This is a genomic window from Streptomyces sp. CNH189 (assembly GCF_000527195.1).
The window spans coordinates 119606-140814 of record NZ_AZUS01000021.1 but is presented as its reverse complement, the minus strand read 5'-3'; the positions used below and the strand labels follow the sequence as shown (position 1 = coordinate 140814).

Annotated in this window: 18 protein-coding genes; 16 read left to right on the top strand and 2 right to left on the bottom strand. The window is 70.5% G+C overall.

From position 1 onward, the window contains the following. Positions 1-74 precede the first annotated feature (74 nt). The 4 genes from secD to relA all read left to right on the top strand — a co-directional run bounded on the left by secD (position 75) and on the right by relA (position 6230). Positions 75-1844: a protein translocase subunit SecD gene (secD, locus tag B100_RS0126290; RefSeq protein ID WP_024887396.1), complete on the top strand. Its 1770-nt coding sequence runs from the start codon at positions 75-77 to the stop codon at positions 1842-1844. 3 nt (positions 1845-1847) lie between these two features. Beyond that, positions 1848-2966 (top strand): protein translocase subunit SecF, encoded by a 1119-nt coding sequence (gene secF / locus B100_RS0126285; protein WP_024887395.1) that lies wholly within the window; start codon positions 1848-1850, stop codon positions 2964-2966. Then, positions 2963-3511 (top strand): adenine phosphoribosyltransferase, encoded by a 549-nt coding sequence (locus B100_RS0126280; protein WP_024887394.1) that lies wholly within the window; start codon positions 2963-2965, stop codon positions 3509-3511. The genes secF and B100_RS0126280 overlap by 4 nt, the downstream gene beginning before the upstream one ends. A gap of 193 nt (positions 3512-3704) precedes the next feature. Further along, a complete protein-coding gene (relA, locus tag B100_RS0126275; RefSeq protein ID WP_024887393.1) occupies positions 3705-6230 on the top strand; it encodes a GTP pyrophosphokinase in 2526 nt (841 codons plus the stop codon). A gap of 72 nt (positions 6231-6302) precedes the next feature. On the opposite strand, the gene B100_RS0126270 is transcribed toward relA, so the two are convergent. Further along, positions 6303-7532: a DUF349 domain-containing protein gene (locus B100_RS0126270; protein WP_024887392.1), complete on the bottom strand. Its 1230-nt coding sequence runs from the start codon at positions 7530-7532 to the stop codon at positions 6303-6305. Between the two features lie 138 nt (positions 7533-7670). Then, positions 7671-8492, bottom strand: a complete 822-nt coding sequence (locus tag B100_RS0126265) for a peptidylprolyl isomerase (protein ID WP_024887391.1) — start codon at positions 8490-8492, stop codon at positions 7671-7673. 184 nt (positions 8493-8676) lie between these two features. On the opposite strand from B100_RS0126265, the gene B100_RS0126260 reads away from it, so the two are divergent. The 12 genes from B100_RS0126260 to B100_RS0126205 all read left to right on the top strand — a co-directional run bounded on the left by B100_RS0126260 (position 8677) and on the right by B100_RS0126205 (position 21207). Then, a complete protein-coding gene (locus B100_RS0126260) occupies positions 8677-9384 on the top strand; it encodes an MBL fold metallo-hydrolase (RefSeq protein ID WP_024887390.1) in 708 nt (235 codons plus the stop codon). 11 nt (positions 9385-9395) lie between these two features. Continuing rightward, on the top strand, positions 9396-10658 hold the full coding sequence (gene hisS / locus B100_RS0126255) for a histidine--tRNA ligase (protein WP_024887389.1): 1263 nt from the start codon (positions 9396-9398) through the stop codon (positions 10656-10658). 264 nt (positions 10659-10922) lie between these two features. Further along, positions 10923-11591 (top strand): vitamin K epoxide reductase family protein, encoded by a 669-nt coding sequence (locus B100_RS0126250; protein WP_024887388.1) that lies wholly within the window; start codon positions 10923-10925, stop codon positions 11589-11591. A 42-nt stretch (positions 11592-11633) separates the two neighbouring features. Further along, on the top strand, positions 11634-12989 hold the full coding sequence (locus tag B100_RS0126245; protein ID WP_024887387.1) for a replication-associated recombination protein A: 1356 nt from the start codon (positions 11634-11636) through the stop codon (positions 12987-12989). Between the two features lie 301 nt (positions 12990-13290). Further along, on the top strand, positions 13291-13905 hold the full coding sequence (rpsD, locus tag B100_RS0126240) for a 30S ribosomal protein S4 (protein WP_019523761.1): 615 nt from the start codon (positions 13291-13293) through the stop codon (positions 13903-13905). A 197-nt stretch (positions 13906-14102) separates the two neighbouring features. After that, on the top strand, positions 14103-14552 hold the full coding sequence (locus B100_RS0126235) for a DUF948 domain-containing protein (RefSeq protein ID WP_106967097.1): 450 nt from the start codon (positions 14103-14105) through the stop codon (positions 14550-14552). Positions 14553-14559: 7 nt separating this feature from the next. Further along, a complete protein-coding gene (locus B100_RS0126230; RefSeq protein ID WP_024887385.1) occupies positions 14560-14931 on the top strand; it encodes a hypothetical protein in 372 nt (123 codons plus the stop codon). After that, on the top strand, positions 14931-17603 hold the full coding sequence (gene alaS / locus B100_RS0126225; protein ID WP_024887384.1) for an alanine--tRNA ligase: 2673 nt from the start codon (positions 14931-14933) through the stop codon (positions 17601-17603). Before B100_RS0126230 ends, alaS begins: the two co-directional genes overlap by 1 nt. Beyond that, the gene (ruvX, locus tag B100_RS0126220) at positions 17600-18106 is read left to right on the top strand and encodes a Holliday junction resolvase RuvX (protein WP_037723525.1); all 507 of its coding nucleotides are present in this window, start codon (positions 17600-17602) and stop codon (positions 18104-18106) included. The genes alaS and ruvX overlap by 4 nt, the downstream gene beginning before the upstream one ends. 126 nt (positions 18107-18232) lie before the next feature. After that, the gene (gene mltG / locus B100_RS0126215; protein WP_037723523.1) at positions 18233-19969 is read left to right on the top strand and encodes an endolytic transglycosylase MltG; all 1737 of its coding nucleotides are present in this window, start codon (positions 18233-18235) and stop codon (positions 19967-19969) included. Beyond that, entirely contained in the window at positions 19969-20796 is an 828-nt protein-coding gene (locus B100_RS0126210) for a shikimate dehydrogenase (RefSeq protein ID WP_024887381.1), read from the top strand. The genes mltG and B100_RS0126210 overlap by 1 nt, the downstream gene beginning before the upstream one ends. Before the next feature lie 51 nt (positions 20797-20847). Beyond that, on the top strand, positions 20848-21207 hold the full coding sequence (locus tag B100_RS0126205) for a hypothetical protein (protein WP_024887380.1): 360 nt from the start codon (positions 20848-20850) through the stop codon (positions 21205-21207). The last annotated feature ends 2 nt before the right edge of the window (positions 21208-21209 follow it).

Genomic DNA, 21209 nt, shown 5'->3' with positions numbered 1-21209 from the left:
GGGATCCCGACACCATGTCATGGCCACCCTCCCCCTGACCGGGGACGAGGCGGCCCGAGAGGGAGTACGAGAAGGTGGCAGCACTCAAAAAGGGACGGAACGCGAGCGCCACAAGCAAGCCGTGGCGCTCGCTGGCTCTGATCCTGATCGCCATCGTGGCGCTCACCGGAGGGATGTTCGCCTCCGGGCACACCACTCCGCGTCTCGGCATCGACCTGGCCGGTGGCACGAGCATCACGCTGGCAGCGGTCCCCGAGGCCGGCCAGGAGTCCGCGATCAACAAGACCAACATGGACACCGCGGTCTCCATCATGGAGCGGCGCGTCAACGGTCTGGGCGTCTCCGAGGCCGAGGTCCAGACGCAGGGCGAACGCAACATCATCGTCAACATTCCCAAGGGCACGAATTCCAAGCAGGCCCGGGAACAGGTCGGCACCACCGCCAAGCTCTACTTCCGTCCCGTCATCGCCACCGAGCTGGCCGGCGGCGGGGCCGCCCCGGAGCCGAGCGCCACCGGCGACTCCTCCGCCGACCCCTCCGGCGACAAGGCCACGGACAAGGCCACGGACAAGGAGGCCACCGACGGCTCCTCGCCCTCGGCGTCCACCAGCCCCTCGGCGAGCGCCACCACCCAGGGCCGCGCGGTCACCGACGCCCTGAAGGCCGACGAGAGCCCCGCCGCCACCGACAAGGCGAGCCCCTCCCCGTCCGCCACGGGCGGCGCGGCCGACGACGACAGCAAGCTCCAGGCCCAGTACGCCGCGCTCGACTGCACCAAGGAGAGCGTCCGCGCCACCGCCGGTGACGGCGCCAAGGCCACCGACTCCACCGTCGCCTGCGGCCAGAACTCCCAGGGCCAGTGGCAGAAGTACATCCTCGGCCCCGCCGCCGTCGACGGCACCGACGTCGACGAGGCCGACGCCGTCCTGAACACGCAGTCCGGCGCCGGCTGGACCGTGACCATGAAGTTCACGGGCGAGGGCTCCAAGAAGTTCGCCGACATCACCGGACAGCTCGCGCAGAAGCCGTCCCCGCAGAACCAGTTCGCGATCGTCCTGGACGGCGAGGTCGTCTCCGACCCCTACGTCCGGCAGGCCCTGACCGGCGGCAACGCCGAGATCTCCGGCAACTTCACGCAGCAGTCGTCGCAGGAACTGGCGAACATGCTGTCCTACGGCGCGCTGCCGCTGACCTTCCGCGAGGACAGCGTCACCACCGTCACCGCCGCCCTCGGCGGCGAGCAGCTGCAGGCCGGTCTCATCGCCGGTGCCATCGGCCTCGCGCTGGTGATCCTCTACCTGCTCTTCTACTACCGCGGCCTGTCCTTCATCGCCGTCGCCTCGCTGCTGGTCTCCGCCGCGCTCACCTACGTGATCATGGCGCTGCTCGGCCCGACGATCGGCTTCGCGCTGAACCTGCCGGCCGTCTGCGGTGCCATCGTGGCGATCGGCATCACGGCGGACTCGTTCATCGTCTACTTCGAACGGGTCCGGGACGAGATCCGCGAGGGCCGCACCCTGCGTCCCGCCGTGGAGCGCGCCTGGCCGCGCGCCCGGCGCACCATCCTGGTCTCCGACTTCGTGTCCTTCCTCGCCGCCGCCGTGCTCTTCGTGGTCACCGTCGGCAAGGTGCAGGGCTTCGCGTTCACCCTGGGTCTGACCACGGTCCTCGACGTCGTGGTGGTGTTCCTCTTCACCAAGCCGCTGCTCACGCTGATGGCCCGCCGCAAGTTCTTCGCGAGCGGCCACAAGTGGTCCGGTCTCGACCCGAAGGCGCTGGGTGCCAAGCCACCGCTGCGCCGCACCCGTCGTCCCTCCGCCCCTGCCCAGACGAAGGAGGCGTGAGAGATGTCGAAGCTCGGCACCCTCGGCGCCCGACTCCACCACGGCGAGATCGGCTACGACTTCGTCAAGAACCGCAAGATCTGGTACGGCATCTCGATCCTCATCACCATCACGGCCATCGTCGGCCTGGCGGTGCGCGGCCTGCACATGGGCATCGAGTTCCAGGGCGGGGCGGTCTTCACGACCCCGAAGAACATGAGCGTCTCGGTGTCCACGGCCGAGGGCTTCGCGGAGGACGCCTCCGGCCACGACGCCATCGTCCAGAAGCTCGGTGACGGCAGCCTGCGCATCCAGGTCGCCGGTATCGACACCAAGACCTCGGACACCATCAAGGACCGGCTCGCCGACGACCTCAAGGTCGACGGCGAGCAGATCAACGCCGAACTGGTCGGTCCCAGCTGGGGCGAGCAGATCGCCAACAAGGCCTGGCAGGGCCTGGGGATCTTCCTGATCCTGGTGGTGATCTATCTGGCGATCGCCTTCGAGTGGCGCATGGCGCTCGCGGCGTTCGTCGCGCTGATCCACGACATCACCATCACGGTCGGGATCTACGCCCTCGTCGGCTTCGAGGTCACCCCCGGCACGGTGATCGGTCTGCTCACCATCCTCGGTTACTCGCTGTACGACACGGTGGTCGTCTTCGACAGCCTCAAGGAACAGACCAAGGACATCACCAAGCAGACCCGCTGGACCTACAGCGAGATCGCCAACCGCTCGATCAACAGCACACTGGTGCGGTCGATCAACACGACGGTCGTGGCGCTGCTGCCGGTGGCGGGCCTGCTGTTCATCGGTGGCGGTGTCCTCGGCGCCGGCATGCTGAACGACATCTCGCTGTCGCTGTTCGTCGGCCTCGCCGCCGGTGCGTACTCCTCGATCTTCATCGCCACCCCGCTGGTCGCCGACCTCAAGGAGCGCGAGCCGGCGATGAGGTCCCTCAAGAAGCGCGTGCTGGCCAAGCGGGCCCACGGCGGGGACACGGACGCCGACCAGGCGGCCCCCGCGACCGACAGCGACTACGACGACGAACCCGAGGACGTCGCGGCCGCGGTCGTCGGCCCCCGTAACCAGCCCGCCTCCCGGGCGCGCGGCCGTGGCCGTCCTTCGGGGAAGCGCCGATGACCGGGCACACCGACCTCTCCGCCCTGCTGCTGAGCCGGATCCGGGACGTGGCGGACTACCCGGAGCCGGGCGTGATGTTCAAGGACATCACCCCGCTCCTGGCGGACCCCAAGGCGTTCGACGCGCTCACCGAGGCACTCGCGGACGTCGCCCGCCGGGCCGGCGCCACCAAGGTGGTCGGGCTGGAGGCACGCGGCTTCATCCTCGGCGCCCCGGTCGCCCTGCGGGCCGGCCTGGGCTTCATCCCGGTCCGCAAGGCGGGCAAGCTCCCCGGAGCCACGCTCAGCCAGGCGTACGACCTGGAGTACGGCTCCGCCGAGATCGAGGTGCACGCGGAGGACCTCGGCGGCGACGACCGCGTCCTGGTCGTCGACGACGTCCTGGCCACCGGCGGCACCGCCGAGGCCTCGCTCCAGCTCATCCGCAGGGCGGGCGCCGAGGTCGCGGGCCTCGCCGTGCTGATGGAGCTCGGCTTCCTCGGCGGCCGTGCCCGGCTGGAACCCGCCCTGGCGGGCGCCCCGCTGGAGGCGCTGCTCACGGTCTGAGGGCCCTGAGGGCCCCGGAGAACGGACCCGACGACACCACGCAGGCGGACCCGGAGGAATCCGGCGTCCGCCTCGTGCGTTTCTCCTGTTGACGGTCCTCACACCGCTCCGGAGGCGATCGTCGGGCCCTGGCTCGCTACCATGGGGTCTCCGGAGCCTGACCGGGGATCCGGATCGCGCACGAGGAGCCCTCTTGCCAGACGAGGCCCAGCACCTGACCGCCGCCAAGCCCGAGTCCGCCTCGGCAGCCGCGGCGAAGCCCGCGCCGAGCGCGCCACAGGCGAAGAACGACACCCGCGGGCCGGTCCAGCACGCCCAGGCGGCTCCCGTCGACAAGCCCGAGCAGCCGCGGCCCAAGCCGCCGCCCCCCGACCGCTCCGCCCCGTCGGCCCGCACCAACACCGGCCAGCCGCGCTCCGGCTCCTCCAACCGTGTCCGCGCCCGCCTGGCCCGGCTCGGCGTGCAGCGGGCCAACCCGTACAACCCGGTGCTGGAGCCGCTGCTGCGGATCGTCCGCGGCAACGACCCCAAGATCGAGAACGCCACGCTGCGCCAGATCGAGCGCGCCTACCAGGTCGCCGAGCGCTGGCACCGCGGCCAGAAGCGCAAGAGCGGCGACCCGTACATCACCCACCCCCTCGCCGTCACCACGATCCTCGCCGAGCTCGGCATGGACCCGGCGACACTGATGGCCGGGCTGCTGCACGACACCGTCGAGGACACCGAGTACGGCCTGGAGGACCTGCGCCGAGACTTCGGCGACGTCGTCGCCCTGCTCGTCGACGGCGTCACCAAGCTGGACAAGGTCAAGTTCGGCGAGGCCGCGCAGGCCGAGACCGTACGCAAGATGGTCGTCGCCATGGCCAAGGACCCCCGCGTCCTGGTCATCAAGCTCGCCGACCGCCTGCACAACATGCGCACCATGCGCTACCTCAAGCGCGAGAAGCAGGAGAAGAAGGCGCGCGAGACCCTGGAGATCTACGCGCCGCTCGCCCACCGCCTGGGCATGAACACCATCAAGTGGGAGCTGGAGGACCTCGCCTTCGCGATCCTCTACCCCAAGATGTACGACGAGATCGTCCGCCTGGTCGCCGAGCGCGCGCCCAAGCGCGACGAGTACCTCGCCATCGTCACCGACGAGGTGCAGCAGGACCTCAGGTCCGCCCGCATCAAGGCCACCGTCACCGGCCGGCCCAAGCACTACTACAGCGTCTACCAGAAGATGATCGTCCGCGGCCGTGACTTCGCGGAGATCTACGACCTGGTGGGCATCCGCGTCCTCGTGGACACGGTCCGCGACTGCTACGCGGCCCTCGGCACGGTGCACGCGCGATGGAACCCGGTCCCCGGCCGGTTCAAGGACTACATCGCGATGCCCAAGTTCAACATGTACCAGTCGCTGCACACGACGGTCATCGGCCCCGGTGGCAAGCCCGTCGAGCTGCAGATCCGCACGTTCGACATGCACCGCCGCGCCGAGTACGGCATCGCCGCGCACTGGAAGTACAAGCAGGAGGCCGTCGCCGGCGCCTCCAAGATCCGCACCGACGCGCCCAAGTCGTCCGGCAAGAGCAAGGACGACCACCTCAACGACATGGCGTGGCTGCGCCAGCTCCTCGACTGGCAGAAGGAGACCGAGGACCCGGGCGAGTTCCTGGAGTCGCTGCGCTTCGACCTCTCGCGCAACGAGGTCTTCGTCTTCACCCCCAAGGGCGACGTCATAGCGCTGCCCGCCGGTGCCACCCCCGTGGACTTCGCGTACGCGGTGCACACCGAGGTCGGCCACCGCACCATAGGCGCCCGGGTCAACGGCCGCCTGGTGCCGCTGGAGTCGACCCTGGACAACGGCGACCTGGTGGAGGTCTTCACCTCCAAGGCGGCCGGTGCGGGGCCCTCCCGCGACTGGCTGGGCTTCGTGAAGTCGCCCCGCGCCCGCAACAAGATCCGCGCCTGGTTCTCCAAGGAGCGCCGCGACGAGGCGATCGAGCAGGGCAAGGACTCCATCGTCCGCGCCATGCGCAAGCAGAACCTCCCGATCCAGCGCATCCTCACCGGCGACTCGCTCGTCACGCTGGCGCACGAGATGCGCTACTCGGACATCTCCGCGCTGTACGCGGCGATCGGTGAGGGCCATGTCTCCGCGCAGAACATCGTGCAGAAGCTGGTGCAGGCCCTCGGCGGCGAGGAGGCGGCCACCGAGGAGATCGACGAGTCGGTCCCGCCCACCCGCAGCCGCCGCAAGCGCCGCTCCAGCGCCGACCCCGGCGTCATCGTCAAGGGCGTCGAGGACGTGTGGGTCAAGCTGGCCCGCTGCTGCACCCCCGTACCGGGCGACCCGATCATCGGCTTCGTCACCCGCGGCAGCGGCGTCTCCGTGCACCGCAGCGACTGCGTGAACGTCGACTCGCTGTCCCGCGAGCCCGAGCGGATTCTCGAGGTCGAGTGGGCGCCCACCCAGTCCTCGGTGTTCCTGGTCGCCATCCAGGTCGAGGCCCTCGACCGCTCCCGGCTGCTCTCGGACGTCACGCGCGTGCTGTCCGACCAGCACGTCAACATCCTCTCCGCGGCCGTGCAGACCTCCCGCGACCGGGTCGCCACCTCCCGGTTCACCTTCGAGATGGGCGACCCCAAGCACCTGGGACACGTCCTGAAGGCCGTACGCGGCGTGGAGGGCGTCTACGACGTCTACCGCGTCACCTCGGCCCGCAACCGCACGTAGAACACACGCGGTACACACGGAAGGGGGCCGCCGTACCCGAAGGTACGGCGGCCCCCTTCCGTGCGGGCGGCCTCAGCCGCCGAACTCCTGCAGACCCTTCAGCGCCTGGTCCAGCAGGGCCTGGCGACCCTGCAGCTCGCGCTCCAGCTTGTCCGCCTTGGCGGTGTTGCCCTGCGCCCTGGCCTGCTCGATCTGGCCCCTGAGCCTGTCCACGGCGGCCTGCAGCTGGCCGGTCAGACCCTCGGCCCGCGCACGGGCCTCCGGGTTCGTCCGGCGCCACTCGGCCTCCTCGGCCTCCTGCAGGGCGCGCTCCACGGTGTGCATCCGGCCCTCGACCCGCGGCCGGGCGTCCCGCGGCACATGGCCGATGGCCTCCCAGCGCTCGTTGAGCGCGCGGAACGCCGCCCGGGAGGCCTTCAGGTCCGTGATCGGCAGCAGCTTCTCCGCCTCGCCGGCCAGCTCCTCCTTGAGCTTGAGGTTCTCGGCCTGCTCCGCGTCACGCTCGGCGAACACCGAGCCGCGGGCGGCGAAGAAGACGTCCTGGGCGCCGCGGAAGCGGTTCCACAGGTCGTCCTCGTGCTCACGCTGGGCGCGGCCCGCGGCCTTCCACTCCGCCATCAGCTCGCGGTACCGGGCCGCCGTCGGGCCCCAGTCCGTCGAGTTCGACAGCGCCTCGGCCTCACCGACCAGCCGCTCCTTGGTCCGGCGGGCTTCCTCGCGCTGCGCGTCCAGCTGCGCGAAGTGCTGCTTGCGCCGCTTGGAGAACGCCGACCGCGCGTGCGAGAAGCGGTGCCACAGCTCGTCGTCGGACTTGCGGTCCAGCCGCGGCAGGCCCTTCCAGGTGTCCACCAGGGCCCGCAGCCGCTCACCGGCCGCCCGCCACTGGTCGGACTGCGCCAGCTCCTCGGCCTCGGTGACCAGCGCCTCCTTGGCCTGGCGCGCCTCGTCGGACTGGCGGGCCCGCTGCGCCTTGCGCTCCTCGCGACGCGCCTCCACCAGCTCCACGAGCTTGTCCAGCCGGGCCCCGAGGGCCGCCAGGTCGCCGACCGCGTGATGGGCGTCGACCTGCTCGCGCAGGTGGCCGATCGCGGCCATGGCGTCCTTGGACGACAGGTCGGTGGTCTTCACTCGCTTCTCGAGGAGGCCGATCTCGACAACCAGGCCCTCGTACTTGCGCTCGAAGTAGGCCAGCGCCTCGTCGGGGGAGCCGGCCTGCCAGGAACCGACGACCTTCTCGCCGTCGGCCGTACGCACGTACACGGTCCCCGTCTCGTCGACGCGGCCCCACGGGTCGCTGCTCACAGCGCCTCCTCCACATGATGCCGTCGAGGGGGCCTGTGTGCTCCCCCGGGCATCGTCCACAGTTTCGTCACGGCCAACATAGGCGACCGACGGGATGCCTGTCCGCATCCCGCGCGACCGAAATTACGCAGTTGGGGCTCACGATGCGGCGACTGTCGCCTTGTCGATCACGACGGTCGCGTTGGGCGCCCCGTCGCCGGCCCCGGTGCTCTCCCCGGCGTCGGCGATCTTCTTCAGCACCTTCAGACCGGCGTCCGAAATGGTGCCGAACGGGGTGTAGCTCGGCGGGAGCTGGCTGTCCTGGTAGACCAGGAAGAACTGGCTGCCGCCGCTGTCCTTCTGGCCGGTGTTGGCCATGGCGACCGTGCCCGCCGGGTAGACGTTGTCCTTCAGGCTCGCGTCCTTCAGGTTCTCGTCCGGGATGGTGTAGCCCGGCCCGCCGGTGCCGGTGCCCGTCGGGTCGCCGCACTGCAGCACGTAGATGCCGTTCGTGGTGAGCCGGTGGCACTTCGTGTGGTCGAAGTAGCCCTTGTTCGCCAGGAAGTCGAACGAGTTGACCGTGTGCGGGGCCGCCGACGCCTTCAGCGCCACGTCTATGGCGCCGCAGGTGGTGTCCAGCTTCAGCGTGTACTTCGCCGACTTGTCGATCGACATCGCCGGCTCCTTCTTCCAGGTCTTCTTCGCGACCTCGCCCTTCGCGGGCTCCTCGCACGGGTCCGGAGCCTTGCTGGGCGTCTCCGCGCCCGGCGTGGCCTCCGCGCTCGTGGTGGTCTTGTCGTCGTCCTGCTTCAGCACCCCGGTCGTGTACAGCGCGAGGCTGCCGATCAGGACCACACCGAGCACCGACGCGATCACCGCGTTGCGGACCCGCGCCTTCTGACGCGCCTCGGTACGCCGCTGCTGCTGCCGCAAGAACTTCTCCCGGGCGAGCTGACGCCGCCGCTGCTCCTGGCTGACCACCGGGTTCTCTCCTCATACGTCTCGTGTGCCGGCCGGTACGCGTGCGTACGTGCGGTGAGCCGACCGCCTGCGTGTGCCCCGTACCGTATATGGGTTCGCTGAGGAATCGGCAGCGCCGGTAGGCTCTGACCACGGGCGCAGCCCCGTCGCAAGCCTCCCGTACCGACACAAACGAAGGACGATCGTGCTCATTGCCGGGTTCCCCGCCGGGGCCTGGGGGACGAACTGTTATCTCGTCGCCCCCGCCGCCGGTGAGGAGTGCGTGATCATCGACCCCGGCCACCAGGCCGCCGACGGCGTGGCGGAGGCGGTCCGCAAGCACCGGCTCAAGCCCGTCGCCGTCGTCCTCACCCACGGCCACATCGACCATGTCGCCTCGGTGGTCCCGGTGTGCGGAGCGCACGACGTTCCCGCCTGGATCCACCCCGAGGACCGGTACATGATGAGCGACCCCGAGAAGGGCATGGGCCGGGCCCTCGGCATGCCGCTCATGGGGGAGCTGACGGTGGGGGAGCCTGACGACGTCAAGGAGCTCACCGACGGGGCGAAACTACGGCTGGCGGGCCTGGAGTTCGGCGTCTCGCACGCGCCGGGCCATACCAAGGGGTCGGTGACCTTCGGCCTGCCCGAGTCGGCGGACGTCCCGCCGGTCATGTTCTCGGGCGACCTGCTGTTCGCCGGCTCCATCGGACGCACCGACCTGCCCGGCGGTGACATGGCCGAGATGCTCGACTCGCTGGCCCGCGTGTGCCTGCCGCTCGACGACTCGACCGTGGTGCTGTCCGGCCACGGCCCCCAGACGACCATCGGCCAGGAGCGCGCCACCAACCCGTATCTGCGGCAGGTGGCGGCCGGCCAGGGAGCGCCCCAGGCTCCCCGACGAGGAATGTGACGACTACTTCCGTGAGCACTTTCAAGGCCCCGAAGGGCACGTACGACCTGCTGCCGCCCGATTCCGCCAAGTTCCTCGCCGTGCGCGAGGCGATCGCGGCCCCGCTGCGCGGCTCCGGCTACGGCTACATCGAGACGCCCGGCTTCGAGAACGTCGAACTGTTCGCGCGCGGTGTCGGTGAGTCCACCGACATCGTCACCAAGGAGATGTACGCCTTCGAGACCAAGGGCGGCGACCGGCTCGCCCTGCGCCCGGAGGGCACCGCCTCCGTGCTGCGCGCCGCCCTGGAGGCCAACCTGCACAAGGCGGGCAACCTCCCGGTCAAGCTCTGGTACTCCGGCTCGTACTACCGCTACGAGCGCCCCCAGAAGGGCCGTTACCGCCACTTCTCCCAGGTCGGCGCCGAGGCGATCGGCGCCGAGGACCCGGCGCTGGACGCCGAGCTGATCATCCTCGCCGACCAGGCGTACCGCTCGCTCGGCCTGCAGAACTTCCGCATCCTGCTCAACAGCCTCGGCGACAAGGAGTGCCGCCCGGTCTACCGGGCCGCGCTGCAGGACTTCCTGCGCGGCCTCGACCTGGACGAGGACACCCTGCGCCGGGCGGACATCAACCCGTTGCGCGTCCTGGACGACAAGCGGGAGTCGGTGCAGAAGCAGCTCACCGGCGCGCCCCTGCTGCGCGACTACCTCTGCGACGCCTGCAAGGCGTACCACGAGGAGGTCCGCGAGCTGATCACGGCGGCGGGCGTGGCCTTCGAGGACGACCCCAAGCTGGTGCGCGGCCTGGACTACTACACCCGCACCACCTTCGAGTTCGTCCACGACGGCCTGGGTTCCCAGTCCGCGGTGGGCGGCGGCGGCCGCTACGACGGCCTGTCGGAGATGATCGGCGGACCCGCGCTGCCGTCCGTCGGCTGGGCGCTCGGCGTCGACCGCACCGTGCTGGCGCTGGAGGCGGAGGGCGTCGAGCTGGAACTGCCCGCCACCACCAGCGTGTTCGCCGTGCCGCTCGGCGACGAGGCCCGCCGCGTGCTGTTCGCGAAGGTCACCGAGCTGCGCAAGAACGGCGTGGCCGCGGACTTCGCCTACGGCGGCAAGGGCCTGAAGGCCGCGATGAAGGCGGCCAACCGCTCGGGCGCCCGGTACGCGCTCATCCTCGGCGAGCGGGACCTCGCCGAGGGCGTCGTCCAGCTCAAGGACCTGGAGTCCGGCGAGCAGAGCGCGGTCGGCGTGAACGAGGTCGTGGCGGAGCTCGAGTCCCGCCTCGGCTGAGACTCCCGCTCCACGGGCGCCGGGTCCCCTCCCGAGGGGGCCCGGCTCTCGCGACGTCAACCGCGCGCACCCCGCCGCCACCCGGAAGGGGAGCCGGGACCGGACGCCTGTGCGGGCGCCCCACGAAGGTCGGCCGAAACCCTGCGCCCCGGGGCGAACAGGTGTACGTCCTTATTTACGGTCAACGGCGCACGCACCGAGCCGTACGGCACAATGGCCCCTGCCCGAAGCAGGTCCCCACTCACCAGTGACGGAATCGGCGTGATGAGCAAGACGACAGTCAGGGACGTCGACATGGAGCCCGAATCCCCCTCCCCGCACCAGCGTGCCGCCTCCGCGCCGCGCACCGAGGGCGCGAGCCGGGCGTTCGCGCTGCTCCTGATCATCACCGGCGCCGCCGGCGTCCTCGCCGCGTGGGTGATCACACTCGACAAGTTCAAGCTGCTCGAGGCCAAGGTCAAGGGTGAGACGTTCGTCCCCGGCTGCAGCCTCAACCCGGTCGTCTCCTGCGGCAGCGTCATGGAGAGCGACCAGGCCTCCGTGTTCGGCTTCCCCAACCCGATGCTGGGCCTCGTCACCTACGGCATCGTGGTCTGCGTCGGCATGAGCCTGCTCGCCCGGGCCCGCTTCCCGCGCTGGTACTGGCTCACCTTCAACGCCGGCACCCTCTTCGGCGTCGGCTTCTGCGCCTGGCTGATGTTCCAGTCCCTGTACCGGATCAACGCCCTGTGCCTGTGGTGCTGCCTGGCCTGGGTCGCCACGATCATCATGTTCTGGTACGTGACCTCCTTCAACGTCCGCAAGGGCTTCCTGCCCGCCCCGAGCTGGCTGAAGAGCTTCTTCGGCGAGTTCACCTGGGTCATGCCGGTGCTGCACATCGGCATCATCGGCATGCTGATCCTGACCCGCTGGTGGGACTTCTGGACCAGCTGACCGCCCGCCCGGGCTGTCGGCGCGGTGCTTTAGGGTTTCAGGGTGGAGCCCGACCTGTTCACCGCCGCAGCAGAAGAACGCCAGGAGAAGGACCCGGCCGGCAGCCCTCTGGCGGTCCGGATGCGCCCGCGCACCCTCGACGAGGTGGTGGGCCAGCAGCACCTGCTGAAGCCGGGCTCCCCGCTGCGCAGACTCGTCGGCGAGGGCTCCACGGGGCCCGCAGGCCCGTCCTCGGTGATCCTCTGGGGCCCGCCCGGCACCGGCAAGACCACCCTCGCCTACGTCGTCTCCAAGGCCACCAACAAGCGCTTCGTGGAGTTGTCCGCGATCACCGCGGGCGTCAAGGAGGTCCGCGCGGTCATCGACGGCGCCCGCCGCGCCTCCGGCGGGTACGGCCAGGAGACCGTCCTCTTCCTCGACGAGATCCACCGCTTCAGCAAGGCCCAGCAGGACTCCCTGCTCCCGGCCGTGGAGAACCGCTGGGTCACCCTGATCGCCGCGACCACCGAGAACCCGTACTTCTCGGTCATCTCCCCGCTGCTGTCGCGCTCCCTGCTGCTCACCCTGGAACCGCTCACCGACGACGACGTCCGCGGCCTGCTGCGGCGCGCCCTCACCGACGAGCGGGGTCTCAAGGGCGCCGTCACCCTCCCCGAGGACACCGAGGACCACTTCCTGCGCATCGCCGGCGGGGACGCCCGCCGCGCGCTCACCGCCCTGGAGGCCGCAGCCGGCGCCGCGCTCGACAAGGGCGAGGCGGAGGTGACCCTGGCGACGCTGGAGGAGACCGTCGACCGGGCCGCCGTGAAGTACGACCGCGACGGCGACCAGCACTACGACGTCGCCAGCGCCCTGATCAAGTCCATCCGCGGCTCCGACGTCGACGCCGCCCTGCACTACCTGGCCCGCATGATCGAGGCCGGCGAGGACCCCCGCTTCATCGCCCGCCGCCTGATGATCTCCGCCAGCGAGGACATCGGCCTCGCCGATCCGAACGCACTGCCCGTCGCGGTCGCCGCCGCCCAGGCCGTCGCCATGATCGGCTTTCCCGAGGCCGCCCTCACCCTCAGCCACGCCACGATCGCCCTCGCCCTCGCGCCCAAGTCCAACGCGGCCACCACCGCGATCGGCGCCGCCCTGGAGGACGTGCGCAAGGGACTGGCCGGACCCGTGCCGTCCCACCTGCGCGACAGCCACTACAAGGGCGCCGGCAAGCTCGGCCACGGCAAGGGCTACACCTACCCGCACGACCTGCCCGAGGGCATCGCCGCCCAGCAGTACGCGCCGGACGCCTTGAAGGACCGCGAGTACTACGAGCCCACCCGGCACGGCGCGGAGGCGCGGTACGCGGACGCCGTGGAGTGGACCAGGAAGCACCTCGGTCGCAAGCGGTCCTGAGCACCCTGTAGACTCACGCGAAGTGCTGTGTCCCGTGTCCGGCTCCGGTCGGCGCCTCAGGCGGGACGGCCAGCCGGATCTTTCGATCCAGGAGCGTCGCGCACCGCCGTAGGTGTCGCGGGCAGCCCACCACCACCCGTAAGTCCCGGGACCGGTCGGTGGGCCGTTCGTGTGCTGCACGTATGTGCCCAGACCAGGGGAGCGGCTGCCCAGCTCGTCCCGCGTGGACCTGCTGGGAATCCCCGGCTGCGGATGCGACCTCCCGTAACCCTGAGGCAGCCGTAAAGGAAAAGGAAAAGAAGTGGCGAACCAGTCCCGCCCCAAGGTCAAGAAGTCGCGTGCCCTCGGCATCGCGCTGACCCCGAAGGCCGTCAAGTACTTCGAGGCCCGCCCCTACCCGCCGGGTGAGCACGGCCGTGGCCGCAAGCAGAACTCGGACTACAAGGTCCGTCTGCTGGAGAAGCAGCGTCTGCGCGCGCAGTACGACCTCTCCGAGCGCCAGCTCGTCCGTGCCTACGAGCGCGCCTCCAAGACCTCGATGAAGACCGGCGAGGCCCTGGTCATCGAGCTCGAGCGCCGTCTCGACGCGCTGGTCCTGCGTTCGGGCATCGCCCGCACGATCTACCAGGCCCGCCAGATGGTCACGCACGGCCACATCCAGGTGAACGGCAAGAAGGTCGACAAGCCTTCCTTCCGTGTCCGCCCGGACGACGTCGTCGAGGTCCGCGAGCGCAGCAAGGAGAAGACCCTCTTCACGATCGCTCGTGAGGGTGGCTTCGCCCCCGACGGTGAGATCCCGCGCTACCTCCAGGTGAACCTCAAGGCCCTGGCGTTCCGCCTGGACCGTGAGCCGAACCGCAAGGAGATCCCGGTGATCTGCGACGAGCAGCTCGTCGTCGAGTACTACGCCCGCTGACCCCAGCAGGCACGCGGTATCCCGAGCCCGTCGTCTCCCCGCCCCTCCGGGCGGGCGAGGCGGCGGGCTCGTCCTCGCCCCGCCCCGCGCGGAACTCCGGCCGTGCCGGACACTAATCCGGTACGGAGACGCGCCACCGGCGCGATAGGCTCGGTGACACGACTTTCTCGATGTTCAGGCGCGTTTCAAGGGAGCGGGTGCACACAGTGTCCGGTGGCGAGGTGGCCGGAATCCTGGTGGCCGTCTTCTGGGCGATCCTGGTCTCCTTCCTCGCCGTCGCGCTGGCGAGGCTGGCCCAGACGCTCCGGGCGACCACCAAACTGGTGGCGGACGTGACCGACCAGGCCGTCCCCCTGCTGGCGGACGCCTCCACGGCGGTGCGCTCCGCGCAGACCCAGATCGAACGGGTCGACGCGATCGCCTCCGACGTCCAGGAGGTCACCTCCAACGCCTCCGCGCTGTCCACCACCGTGGCCTCCACCTTCGGCGGCCCCCTGGTCAAGGTCGCCGCCTTCGGCTACGGCGTGCGCCGGGCCGTCAGCGGCCGCAAGGAGGACGCGCCCGCCAAGACGCGGCGCGACGTGATCGTGGGCCGCACCGTCCCGGGCGCGCGGCGCGACAAGCGGACCCGGGGAAAGAAGGACTGACCCGACGATGTTCCGCCGAACGTTCTGGTTCAGCACCGGCGTCGCCGCCGGCGTGTGGGCCACCACCAAGGTCAACCGCAAGCTCAAGCAGCTCAAGCCCGACCACCTCGCCGTCACCGCGGCGAACAAGGCGATCGAGGCGGGCGGCCGGCTCAAGGACCGCGCGGTGGACTTCGCGCTCGAGGTCCGCGACAACATGGCCCAGCGGGAGGCCGAACTGGGCGACGCGCTCGGGCTGAACGCCCCCGTCGACCGTGAACTGCCCGCGCCCCGCGGCTGCGCCGTGATCGAGAACCGCAACAGCCCCACGTACGTCGAGGCCCCGGCCCGGAAATCGACGTACCCGACGTACCCGTACAACCGGAATGAGGACCACTGATGGAGTCGGCCGAGATCCGCCGCCGCTGGCTGAGCTTCTTCGAGGAGCGCGGGCACACCGTCGTCCCGTCGGCGTCGCTCATCGCGGACGACCCGACTCTGCTGCTCGTCCCGGCCGGCATGGTGCCCTTCAAGCCCTACTTCCTCGGCGAGGTCAAGCCGCCCTTCGACCGCGCCACCAGCGTGCAGAAGTGCGTGCGCACCCCCGACATCGAAGAGGTCGGCAAGACCACCCGCCACGGCACGTTCTTCCAGATGTGCGGCAACTTCTCCTTCGGCGACTACTTCAAGGAAGGCGCCATCAAGCTCGCCTGGGAGCTGCTCACCGGCCCTCAGGACAAGGGCGGTTACGGCCTGGAGGCCGAGAAGCTCTGGATCACCGTCTACCAGGACGACGACGAGGCCGAGCAGATCTGGCGCGACGTCGTCGGCGTGCCCGCCGAGCGCATCCAGCGCCTGGGCAAGAAGGACAACTTCTGGTCCATGGGCGTCCCCGGCCCCTGCGGCCCCTGCTCCGAGATCAACTACGACCGCGGCCCCGAGTTCGGCGCCGAGGGCGGCCCCGCCGTCAACGACGAGCGGTACGTGGAGATCTGGAACCTCGTCTTCATGCAGTACGAGCGGGGCGAGGGCACCGGCAAGGACGACTTCGAGATCCTCGGCGACCTGCCCAGCAAGAACATCGACACCGGCCTCGGCCTCGAGCGGCTCGCCATGATTCTGCAGGGCGTGCAGAACATGTACGAGATCGACACCTCCATGGCCGTCATCGAGAAGGCCACCGAGCTGACCGGCGTCCGCTACGGCGACGCCCAGAGCTCCGACGTCTCGCTGCGCGTCGTCACCGACCACATGCGCACCTCCGTGATGCTCATCGGCGACGGCGTCACCCCCGGCAACGAGGGCCGCGGCTACGTGCTGCGCCGCATCATGCGCCGCGCCATCCGGAACATGCGCCTGCTCGGCGCCACCGGCCCGGTCGTCAAGGACCTCATCGACGTCGTCATCGGCATGATGGGGCAGCAGTACCCGGAGCTGATCACCGACCGCGAGCGGATCGAGAAGGTCGCCCTCGCCGAGGAGAACGCCTTCCTCAAGACGCTGAAGGCCGGCACCAACATCCTCGACACCGCCGTGTCCGAGACCAAGGCCGCGGGCTCCGCCGTGCTCCCCGGCGACAAGGCCTTCCTGCTGCACGACACCTGGGGCTTCCCCATCGACCTCACCCTGGAGATGGCCGCCGAGCAGGGCCTCTCCGTGGACGAGGACGGCTTCCGCCGCCTGATGAAGGAGCAGCGGGAGCGCGCCAAGGCCGACGCCCGGTCCAAGAAGACCGGCCACGCCGACCTCGGCGCCTACCGCGAGATCGCCGACCGGGCCGGCGCCACCGACTTCATCGGCTACACGGACACCGCGGGCGAGTCCGCCGTCGTCGGCATCCTCGTCGACGGCGTCTCCTCGCCCGCCGCCACCGAGGGCGACGAGGTCGAGATCGTCCTGGACCGCACCCCCTTCTACGCCGAGGGCGGCGGCCAGATCGGCGACACCGGCCGGATCCGCACCGACTCCGGTGCCGTCATCGAGGTCCGCGACTGCCAGAAGCCGGTCCCGGGCGTCTACGTCCACAAGGGCGTCGTCCAGGTCGGCGAGGTCACCGTCGGTGCCCGCGCCCACGCCGCCATCGACGACCGCCGGCGCAAGGCCATCGCCCGCGCCCACTCGGCCACCCACCTCACCCACCAGGCCCTGCGCGACGCCCTCGGCCCGACGGCCGCCCAGGCCGGCTCCGAGAACCAGCCCGGCCGGTTCCGCTTCGACTTCGGCTCCCCGGCCGCCGTCCCGCACACGGTCATGCTGGACGTCGAGCAGAAGATCAACGAGGTGCTCGCCCGCGACCTCGACGTGCGCGCCGACGTCATGGGCATCGACGACGCCAGGAAGCAGGGCGCCATCGCCGAGTTCGGCGAGAAGTACGGCGAGCGGGTCCGCGTGGTGACCATCGGCGACTTCTCCAAGGAGCTGTGCGGCGGCACCCACGTGCACAACACCGCTCAGCTGGGTCTGGTGAAGCTGCTCGGCGAGTCCTCCATCGGCTCCGGCGTGCGCCGCATCGAGGCCCTGGTCGGCGTGGACGCCTACAACTTCCTCGCCCGCGAGCACACGGTCGTCAACCAGCTCACCGAACTGCTCAAGGGCCGTTCCGAGGAGCTGCCCGAGAAGGTCTCCGCCATGCTCGGCCGGCTGAAGGACGCCGAGAAGGAGATCGAGAAGTTCCGTGCCGAGAAGGTGCTCCAGGCCGCCGCCGGTCTCGCCGAGTCCGCCAAGGACATCAGGGGCGTCGCCGTCGTCACCGGCCAGGTCCCGGACGGCACCACCGCCGACGACCTGCGCAAGCTGGTGCTCGACGTGCGCGGCCGCATCCAGGGCGGCCGGGCCGCCGTCGTGGCCCTGTTCAGCGCGGTCAACGGCAAGCCGCTCACCGTCATCGCCACCAACGAGGCCGCCCGCGAGCGCGGACTCAAGGCCGGTGACCTGGTGCGCACCGCCGCCAAGACCCTCGGCGGGGGCGGTGGCGGCAAGCCGGACGTCGCCCAGGGTGGCGGCCAGAACCCGGCCGCCGTCGGCGAGGCCGTGGACGCAGTGGAGCGTCTCGTGGCGGACACCGCCAAGTGAACGACGGTCCCACGCACCAGCAGGCGGACGGCCCGGCCCTGCGCCGCGGCCGCCGCCTCGCGGTCGACGTCGGGGACGCCCGGATCGGGGTCGCCTCCTGCGACCCCGACGGGATCCTCGCCACCCCGGTCGAGACCGTCCCCGGCCGGGACGTCCCGGCCGCGCACCGCAGACTGAGGCAGCTCGTCGAGGAGTACGAGCCGATCGAGGTCGTCGTCGGTCTCCCTCGCTCCCTCAAGGGGGGCGAGGGCCCCGCCGCCGCCAAGGTCCGCGGCTTCACCCAGGAGCTGGCACGTATGATCGCCCCGGTTCCGGTGCGGCTCGTGGACGAGCGGATGACCACGGTGACGGCCAGTCAGGGGCTGCGCGCCTCGGGCGTGAAGTCCAAGAAGGGCCGCGCCGTCATCGACCAGGCCGCCGCTGTGATCATCCTCCAGCAGGCACTGGAATCCGAACGGGTGTCAGGCAGACCACCCGGCGAGGGCGTCGAAGTGGTCATCTGATCGCGATACGGTAACGTTCCGCGCGATGCGGGCGGTGTTCGAACAGCCCCGCACTAAGAGAGGCGGAACGGGAGCCGCGGTCTTCAGGAAGCCGGGCTGCCGCCGCCTCGCGGCTCTAGGGGATCGATGACTGAGTATGGCCGGGGCCAAGGCTCCGAACCGTGGCATCCGGACGACCCGTTGTACGGGGACGGCGGATGGGAAGGGCAGCAGGGCCGGCAGGCCGCGCAGCCCTCCTACGACGGCCAGGCGCAGCAGTACCCGCAGCAGCCGCAGGCGCAGCAGCAGTACGGCGACTGGGGCACCGGTGACCAGGGCGGATACGGCGACCAGTCGTACCCGCAGTACGACCAGTACGGTCAGCAGTACGCGCCGCAGCAGCCCCAGCAGCCTCATCACCAGCAGCAGTACCCGCAGCATCAGCAGCAGCCCCAGCAGCAGTACGACCAGAACGGCTGGCCCACGGGCTCCTACCCCCAGGACCCCTACGCCGGCGGCCCCGTGGACCCGTACGCCCAGCAGCCGTCCGCCCCGTACGGCGGGGAGCAGTCCGACTACTACGGCGCGCCCGAGGCCTACCCGCCGCCCGAGCCCCCCGGCCGCCGGCGCGCCGAGCCCGAACCTGAATCGCAGACGGACTGGGATCCCGGGCCTGACCAGGGCGAACACGCGTTCTTCGCGGGCGGCGACGACGACGATGACGGCCGCGACGACGAGCCGGAGGACCGGCGCGGACGCGGTGACCGCAGGGGTGGCAAGGAGCGCCGGGGCGGCAAGGAGAAGAAACGACGCAGCGGCCTGGCGTGTCTGGTGGTCGTCGTGGTCTTCGGCGGCGGCCTGGCCGGTGTCAGCTACTTCGGCTACCAGTTCTACCAGGATCGTTTCGGCAGCGCCCCGGACTTCGCGGGGTCGGGCAACGGCGAGCAGGTCACCGTCACCATCCCCAAGGGCTCGGGCGGCTACGCCATCGGCCAGGAACTCAAGAAGATGGGCGTGGTCAAGAGCGTCGACGCCTTCGTCGCGGCGCAGGCGGCCAACCCGGACGGCAAGAGCATCCAGGACGGCGTCTACACGATGCAGAAGGAGATGTCGGCCGCGAGCGCGGTCGAACTGATGCTCAGCCCGACGAGCCGCAACAACCTGATCATCGCCGAGGGCAAGCGCAACGCAGCCGTCTACGAGCTCATCGACGCGCGCCTGGAGGTCAAGAAGGGCACCACCGCCAAGGTCGCCGAGACCAAGTGGAAGACGCTCGGCCTGCCCGCGTGGGCCATGAACCACCCGGACGTGAAGGACCCGCTGGAGGGCTTCCTGTTCCCGTCCAGCTACGCCGTCGCCAAGGGGCAGACGCCGGAGGACGTCCTCAAGCAGATGGTGGCTCGTGCCACCGAGAAGTACGAGTCGCTGGACTTCGAGGCCAAGTCCAGGAGCCTCGGCCTCGACGGGCCGTGGGAACTGGTGACGGTCGCGAGCCTGGTGCAGGCCGAGGGCAAGACCCACGACGACTTCCGCAAGATGTCCGAGGTCATCTACAACCGGCTGAAGCCGACCAACACCGAGACGAACCAGAAGCTGCAGTTCGACTCGTCCTTCAACTACCTCAAGGGTCAAAGCAACATCGACATCTCCGAGTCGGAGATCAACAGCAACACCGACCCCTACAACACGTACACCAACAAGGGACTGCCGCCCGGTCCCATCGGCAATCCTGGTGACGACGCCATCAAGGCGGCGCTCAACCCCACCTCGGACGGCTGGATCTACTTCGTGGCCACGGACGGCATGGACAAGACCGAGTTCGCCAGGAACATCGAGGAGCACCAGAAGCTCGTCGACAAGTTCAACGCGTCGAGGGGGAACTGATGCCGGGGGCCCGCCGTGCCGCCGTGCTCGGCTCCCCGATCGCCCACTCCCTCTCCCCGGTGCTGCACCGCGCCGCCTACGCCGAACTCGGCCTGGAGGGCTGGACGTACGACCGGTTCGAGGTCGACGAGCAGGCGCTGCCCGGCTTCTTCGAGACGCTCGGCTCCGAGTGGGCGGGACTGTCGCTGACCATGCCGCTGAAGCGGGCCGTGATCCCGCTGCTGGACTCGGTCAGCGACACCGCCGCCTCGGTCGACGCGGTCAACACCGTCGTCCTCGGCGAGGACGGCCGCCGCACCGGCGACAACACCGACATCCCCGCCATGGTCGCCGCCCTGCGCGAGCACGGCATCGACAAGGTGGACACCGCAGCGATCCTCGGCGCGGGCGCCACCGCCTCCTCCGCGCTCGCCGCGCTGTCCCGCGTCTGCTCGGGCGAGATCGTCGTCCACGTGCGCAGCGAGGCACGGGCCGCCGAGATGCGGCAGTGGGCGGAGCGGCTCGACGTCACCGTGCGGATCGCCGCCTGGGACGACGCCGAGCAGGCCCTGCACGCCCCGCTGGTCGTGAGCACCACCCCGGCCGGCGTCACCGACGCCCTCGCCCACGCCGTGCCCGAGCGCCCGGCGGCCCTCTTCGACGTGCTGTACGCCCCGTGGCCGACCGTCCTCGCCGCCCGCTGGTCCGCGTACGGCGGGGCCGTGATCAGCGGGCTCGACCTGCTGGTGCACCAGGCGGTGCTCCAGGTGGAACAGATGACGGGACGGTCACCGGCCCCCTTGGAGGCCATGCGGCAGGCGGGCGAACGCGCCCTCGCCGCGCGATAGGATCCCGCCTCGGTTCCGCAGGGGGCGGAACCAGGGAGGGGACCCTTTTCCATGTCCGCAGGCGTGCCACTGGCGTCCTGGAAGACCCAGATGTTCGAGTCCGTGCTGGGCTTCCTGCCCGGCTGGGTGCAGATCACCGTACTGATCCTGGTCGTCCTGGCCTTCGTGACGGGCTGGGTGCTCAAGCTCCGGCGCAAGGTGGTTCACCGCCGTGCTCTGCGCGCCATGGCGGCCGCGCGGCGCCCGGAGAGCGGAGCCGACTTCCTTGGCCCTTACGCCCCGCAGCGGGGCAGCGACGACGGCCGGCTCGGCGCCCACGCGCCGGAGCCCGCAGCGGACGCCCGCCGGCCGAGCGGGGCCGATTTCCTCGGCGCCTACGCGCCCCCGCGCGGGGGCGACGACCGGGCCTGATC